Source organism: Ruegeria sp. YKSF57, assembly GCF_059612585.1.
In genome coordinates, this window is sequence record NZ_JBXWQW010000093.1 from 1 (window position 1) to 6,533 (window position 6,533).

Here is a 6,533-nt window from a genome sequence, read left to right on the forward strand (position 1 = left end):
CCTGCCAACGATCATCATTTCGACTCGTGCATCGCTAAAATCGGTACCGCCCAGCATTCGTGATGCGGCGCTTGGGGTAGGGGCATCGAAGATGCAATCCGTGTTTCATCACGTGCTGCCTCTGGCCGCTCCAGGCATTCTGACGGGAACAATAATCGGTTTGGCGCAGGCCCTTGGTGAAACAGCGCCGCTGCTTCTGATTGGCATGGTGGGATTCATCGCCTCGAATGCGCCGGACGGCATCGCAAGCGGGCTATTGTCACCGAACTCCGCTATGCCGGCACAGATTTACGAATGGGCAAAACGGGCCGATCCGGCCTTTTACGAACGCGCTTGGGGAGGCATCATCATCTTGCTTGTCTTCCTCGTCACCATGAACACCGTGGCCGTGATCCTTCGCCGCCGCTTTGAACGCCGCTGGTAAAAGGGGCACGATATGAAAGATTTGTCTCGCGTGGAGAGAGAAGTGGAAACGCAGGAACCCAAGATCACGGCAAAAAACGTTCAAGTCTACTATGGCGAAGCCCATGCCATCAAGGATGTGAGTGTCGAGATCGAGGACAAGACGGTGACGGCCTTCATCGGTCCGTCGGGCTGCGGCAAGTCCACCTTTCTGCGCTGCCTCAATCGAATGAACGACACAATCGACATCTGCCGTGTCGTAGGTGATATCCTGCTGGATGGCGAGGATATTTATGACAAGCGGGTCGATCCGGTTCAATTGCGCGCCAAGGTCGGGATGGTGTTCCAGAAACCCAACCCTTTTCCCAAGTCGATCTATGACAATGTAGCTTACGGTCCCCGCATCCATGGCCTTGCAAAGAACAAGGCGGAACTGGATGAAATCGTGGAAAGATCCCTGCGTCGCGGGGCAATCTGGGATGAGGTCAAAGATCGTCTTGATGCCCCCGGAACCGGCCTGTCAGGGGGGCAGCAGCAACGTTTGTGCATTGCTCGCGCGGTTGCAACAGAACCCGAGGTTTTGTTGATGGACGAACCATGCTCGGCACTCGATCCGATAGCAACAGCACAAGTCGAAGAACTGATCGACGAACTGCGTCAGCGATATTCGGTGGTGATCGTGACCCATTCTATGCAACAGGCAGCCCGGGTCAGCCAGAAAACCGCTTTCTTCCACCTGGGTAACCTTGTGGAATTTGGTGAGACCGGTCAGATTTTCACCAACCCGATTGATCCCCGAACCGAAAGCTACATCACTGGCCGGATCGGCTGAAGACGAGAAAAAAGCATGACAGAACAGCATATTACTTCAGTTTACGACCGCGATCTCGAAGCCGTTCAAGCGCATATCATGAAGATGGGTGGCTTGGTGGAGGCCGCAATCATGGGCGCAGCCAGATCTCTGGAAACGCGTGATGAAGAATTGGCGCAACAAGTGCGCAAGGATGACAAGGCAATCGACCAGCTCGAAGAACTGATCAACGAAGAAACGGCCCGCTTGATTGCGCTGCGCTCTCCGACAGCCGGGGATTTGAGGTTGGTGTTGTCCGTCCTGAAGGTCTCGGCAAATCTCGAACGAATTGGTGACTACGCCAAGAACATCGCCAAGCGAACAACCGTTCTTGTGGACGCGGCGGAGGTGAACGGCAGCGCTTCGGCACTGCGCCGGATGGCGCGTGAGGTTGAACACATGCTGCGCGATGCCCTGGATGCCTATATCCAGCGCGATCCGGAACTGGCAAACGATGTGATAGAGCGCGACCATGATGTTGACCAGATGTACAATGGCCTGTTTCGTGAATTGCTTACCTTCATGGCCGAAGATCCCCGCAGTATTTCTGCATGCATGCATCTGCATTTCATCGCCAAAAACATCGAACGAATGGGCGATCATGTGACCGCAATCGCCGAGCAAGTGGTTTACTTGGTAACCGGCAGTCGCCCGACCGAGGCCCGGCCCAAGGCCGACACAACCTCGCAGACGATCTGAGGGAGGCTGACATGCCCACCGATCAACCGACGGTTCTGGTTGTAGAGGATGAGCCTGCGCAGCGCGAGGTTCTGGCCTATAATCTTGAGGCCGAGGGCTTTCGCGTTTCCCGCGCAGCCAATGGGGAAGAGGCCCTGTTGCTGGTCGACGAAGACAGCCCGGACATTATCGTTCTCGACTGGATGATGCCCAACCTGAGCGGCATCGAAGTGTGCCGCCGTTTGAAAACGCGGCCCGAAACGCGATCGATACCGATCATCATGCTGTCGGCGCGCTCGGAAGAGGTGGACAAGGTGCGCGGATTGGAAACTGGCGCGGATGATTATGTTGTCAAACCTTATTCTGTTGTCGAATTGATGGCGCGGGTCCGCAGTCAACTCAGGAGGGTGCGACCTTCGACTGTTGGTGTTAAATTGGAATATGACGACATCGTACTGGATGCGGAAACCCACAAGGTCAGTCGAGGGGACAAGGCCCTGAAACTTGGGCCAACAGAGTTTCGACTGCTCAGCACATTCATGGAAAAGCCGGGTCGGGTCTGGAGTCGCGAACAATTGTTGGATCGGGTTTGGGGGCGCGACATCTTTGTCGACACCAGAACCGTTGACGTTCATATCGGGCGTTTGCGCAAGGCGTTGATGCAACATGGAGGAACGGACCCGTTGCGAACCGTTCGTGGGACAGGGTACGCGCTGGGTTAGCGCGGCAAGGTTTCTTCAGGTTCGACTTGCCCTGCCAACCAGTGCCGAAACTCGCGCAGTGACGGATCAGTCGACTTCGATATCGGCCAGACAAGGTAATAGGCTCCGACGGTCTCCACCGCATCGGGATAGGCTGCAACCAGACGACCCGTGGCAAGATCCTGTTCCACCAGGTAGCTGGGAAGCAGCGCCACGCCCAAGCCGTGAATTGCCGCCTGTATAATCGTTGCAAACTGGTCGTGGATAGTGCCGTTTAGCGGAGCTTTGCGATCAACTCCCATCTGAGTGAACCAATCCTGCCAAGCGCGTGGCCTCGTTTGAATGTGCAAAAGCGGATAACGCAACAAACCTTCGGCGACTTTCGGTGCACCATTTGGCATGAGACCGGGCGCACAAACGGGCAGAACGCGTTCAGTCTTCAACAGCAGCCGCTCTGTTCCGAGCCAGTCAGGTTCACCAAAATGCAATGCGGCATCAAAGGCTTCGGTGGCGAAGTTGAAAGGGCGAAGCCGGGTTGACATGTTGATTGTAATTTCGGGGTGACGCCTCGCGAAGTCAGGAAGACGCGGCATGAGCCACCGCATTCCAAAGGTCGGAAGTATGGCAAGGTTCAGAGTTCCTCCAACTGGCGCGACATGCAGGCGCAACGAGGCTTGCGCGATCTGGTTCAGGGCTTCGCGAATTTCCTGAACATAGGTTTGTGCCGTGGACGTCAACGTTAGCCGTTTCTTGTCTCTCCGGATCAGTTCCACACCCAGTTGTGTCTCGAGAGATTGCAACTGTCTGCTGATGGCACTTTGAGTCAAAGTCAATTCTTCGGCAACAGCGGAAGCAGATCCGAGGCGGTCCAAGGCTTCCAATGCGCGAAGCGCGGTGATTGATGGAAATAGTCTACGTGGCATGTCCATGTATGCGTTTTTGTCATATAAACATGTAAAAGTATCGCTGTTTTTTGCGAAAATCGCAGAGTAGGGTTCGCGCAATCAGAAATTTGGAGAAGTGCCATGAATGCTCCGACGACGAAACCGACCCTACGAGCCAAGGACGCGCCCGATCTTGGAACCTTTGCATGGGAGGATCCTTTTCGCTTATCCGATCAACTGACTGAAGAAGAACGGATGATTGCCGACAGCGCACGGTTCTATGCGCAGGAAAAACTACAGCCACGTGTGACAGATGCCTTCCAGAACGAGCAAACCGATCCGGAAATCTTTCGGGAAATGGGTGAAATGGGCCTGTTGGGTACAACGATTCCCGAAGAATACGGCGGCATAGGCGCAGGCTATGTCGCTTATGGCCTTGTGGCGCGCGAGGTTGAACGGGTCGATTCCGGTTACCGATCCATGATGTCTGTGCAAAGCTCGCTGGTGATGTATCCAATTTACGCCTATGGCAGCGAAGAACAGCGCAGGAAGTACTTACCCAAATTGGCCAGCGGCGAGTGGATCGGGTGCTTCGGCTTGACCGAGCCTGACGCTGGAAGTGATCCTGCCAGTATGAAAACTAGGGCCGAGAAAATCGAAGGCGGCTACCGTTTGACCGGCAGCAAAATGTGGATTTCCAATGCTCCGATCGCGGATGTTTTTGTGGTCTGGGCTAAGTCCGATGCACATGATGGCAAGATCCGCGGATTCGTTCTGGACAAGGGCATAAAGGGACTGAGCGCCCCGAAAATCCAGAACAAACTCAGCCTGCGTGCATCTATCACGGGGGAAATCGTGCTTGATGGTGCCGAAGTAGGTGAAGATGCTCTGCTTCCATATGTTCAGGGCCTCAAAGGTCCCTTCGGTTGCCTAAATCGGGCGCGCTATGGAATTAGTTGGGGTGTAATGGGGGCAGCCGAGCATTGCTGGCATTCGGCCCGGCAATACGGCCTTGATCGTCATCAGTTCAATCGTCCGTTGGCACAGACACAGTTGTTCCAGCGAAAGCTGGCGGATATGCAGACCGAGATTGCAATGGGCATTCAGGCCAGCCTTCGGGTCGGGCGGCTGATGGACGAAGCGAATGCGGCGCCCGAAATGATTTCGATAATCAAGCGCAATAATTGCGGCAAGGCCCTGGAGATTGCGCGCATGGCGAGGGACATGCACGGTGGAAACGGAATCTCGCTGGAATTTCAGGTCATTCGCCACATGGTCAATCTTGAAACCGTGAACACCTACGAAGGTACTCATGATGTACATGCGTTGATTCTCGGGCGGGCGCAAACCGGGTTGCAGGCGTTCTATTGAAAGATAGTTGTGGGCGATATGTGAACCGCGACTGCTATTGGCGTTCGGGGTAGGGGCATTCGCCCATCTCTTTCATCCTCTTTTCTCTGAACACCTCTGTTGGTGTCTTCCATACACGGCATTTCCTGAGGGTTGCATTGAGGCGGTCGCAGAACATTTTCAATTCATGATCTGAGACCGCCGTGATGTCGCGCTTGCGGGGCAACCATTTTCGCGCCCGGCGATTGGTGTTCTCGACGGTGCTTTTCTGCCAGGGGGGGAAGACGGATCGCAGAACCACGTTTGTGTTCCGATCTCAGCTTGGAGATGGGGCCAGCTGACGAACTCCGTTCCTCGATCAAAGGTGACGGACTTGCGCGCCACGTGAGAGAGGTCGCGTATTGCTTTTTTGATTTTTCCCATGACAGACTTCGTGCGTTTGTTCGGATTCTTCAGAAGCACCGTGAATCGGCTGACCCGCTCGACAAGCGAGGTTACATTTGATTGCCCAAAGCGCTGTTTAAACAGTACAAGGCCAGCCTCCCAGTGACCGAACTGACGGCGGTGCGCGGCGTCGTCCGGTCGAAACAGGATGCTCACATCACGATCGAACCTTGGAGCCTAGCGCTTTCTGGCACGGCGTGGGCGACGAGACTTGCGATACTGGGGCAGGAACCACCAGAACTCCTGCGCCAGAACTTCGTTGGAATAGATGTGCCGACAGATCGTTTCCTGACACACGCGCATTTTTGCACCTTCGTGGATCATCCGATTGCCGATCTGCTCAGGTGTCCATCCTTGTTTGAGGCGGGCGATGACTCGCTTACTGAGATCGGGGCGTCGGATCAGCTTGCGCTGCACGCACGGATCGACGTTTCTGAGTTTGTAAACGAGCCGCATGACCAAAATACCCCGCGTACTTCTTGGGGAACGCATCATCGGCCCAGAAATTACGTTTGATCTCGCGAAAAATCGTCGATTTGTGGCGCTTCACGCGCGCCATCTCCCGAACGGGCACCTTTGCGTGCCACCAGTTCTCGATTTTGCGACGTTCTTGCAGTGATAGTTGCGTGCAAACGGCCCCCATGCCATGATCTTCTATTAGATAACGAATTGTTTTTTATAGGATTCTCACTTCAGGGTAGCGCGCTCCCGGGTACATGTCGAAAACGTATAATTGGTATTATGTATTTTATAATCCTGTAAGCGACATGCCCTAGCAAACTCCGTATGTTGCGTGGACGAACGGAACAGTTGGACCTCGTCTCAACCAGATCGCCGAGGAAGTGTAGGATCTAAAGAACGAAATTTTCGTCCTATCGGGTGCTGCATCACGGATTGGAGAAGTACTGGCAGAACAGTCTAGCAAGGAAGACCGCATCATTGAGTCCGAAGCGGTGGTGAACACTTGCGTTGAAGCAATACAAAACAACGGTCCTTGGTTCTGCCGCATCCTCAGGTTGGCGATTACATGCGCATGAAGGTCGAAGACTATGGCCGTTGGATCAGAGGGATGAAAAATCTAAATCAAATATCCAGTGGCCAGAGCTAAACCTTTGGGCGTCTCATCAAACCTTCCTGTGCGACGGAGGCGACCAGAATTCCGTCTTCTGTATAAATGGAACCGCGATTGAAGCTTCGCCCCTGCCCCGTCCACGGCGCGTCCAT

6 protein-coding genes and 2 pseudogenes are annotated in these 6,533 nt (G+C 54.4%); 5 read left to right on the forward strand and 3 right to left on the reverse strand.

Going from position 1 to position 6,533, the window contains the following annotated elements; all coding sequences use genetic code 11:
• The 4 genes from AC2FLX_RS21660 to phoB form a co-directional block, all read left to right on the forward strand.
• The coding region (locus tag AC2FLX_RS21660; RefSeq protein ID WP_496875551.1) for an ABC transporter permease subunit at positions 1-424 on the forward strand (424 nt) is incomplete at its 5' end.
• 12 nt (positions 425-436) lie between these two features.
• Complete coding sequence (gene pstB, locus AC2FLX_RS21665) at positions 437-1,234, forward strand: phosphate ABC transporter ATP-binding protein PstB (RefSeq protein ID WP_496810404.1); 798 nt, start codon at positions 437-439, stop codon at positions 1,232-1,234.
• 15 nt (positions 1,235-1,249) lie between these two features.
• Positions 1,250-1,951 carry a phosphate signaling complex protein PhoU gene (gene phoU / locus AC2FLX_RS21670; RefSeq protein ID WP_496810405.1) on the forward strand — a complete coding sequence of 234 codons (702 nt, stop codon included), beginning with the start codon at positions 1,250-1,252 and terminating at the stop codon, positions 1,949-1,951.
• 11 nt (positions 1,952-1,962) lie between these two features.
• Positions 1,963-2,652: a phosphate regulon transcriptional regulator PhoB gene (gene phoB / locus AC2FLX_RS21675; protein WP_480751406.1), complete on the forward strand. Its 690-nt coding sequence runs from the start codon at positions 1,963-1,965 to the stop codon at positions 2,650-2,652.
• Here the strand turns inward: phoB and AC2FLX_RS21680 are convergent.
• Positions 2,649-3,560: a LysR substrate-binding domain-containing protein gene (locus AC2FLX_RS21680; protein WP_496748412.1), complete on the reverse strand. Its 912-nt coding sequence runs from the start codon at positions 3,558-3,560 to the stop codon at positions 2,649-2,651. The genes phoB and AC2FLX_RS21680 overlap by 4 nt on opposite strands.
• A gap of 96 nt (positions 3,561-3,656) precedes the next feature.
• On the opposite strand from AC2FLX_RS21680, the gene AC2FLX_RS21685 reads away from it, so the two are divergent.
• Positions 3,657-4,886 carry an acyl-CoA dehydrogenase gene (locus tag AC2FLX_RS21685; RefSeq protein WP_496810406.1) on the forward strand — a complete coding sequence of 410 codons (1,230 nt, stop codon included), beginning with the start codon at positions 3,657-3,659 and terminating at the stop codon, positions 4,884-4,886.
• Between the two features lie 34 nt (positions 4,887-4,920).
• On the opposite strand, the pseudogene AC2FLX_RS21690 reads toward AC2FLX_RS21685, so the two are convergent.
• Both AC2FLX_RS21690 and AC2FLX_RS21695 read right to left on the reverse strand, forming a co-directional pair.
• A pseudogene (locus AC2FLX_RS21690) lies at positions 4,921-5,952 on the reverse strand (IS30 family transposase).
• Between the two features lie 461 nt (positions 5,953-6,413).
• A pseudogene (locus tag AC2FLX_RS21695) lies at positions 6,414-6,533 on the reverse strand (acyl-CoA thioesterase); the annotation flags it as partial.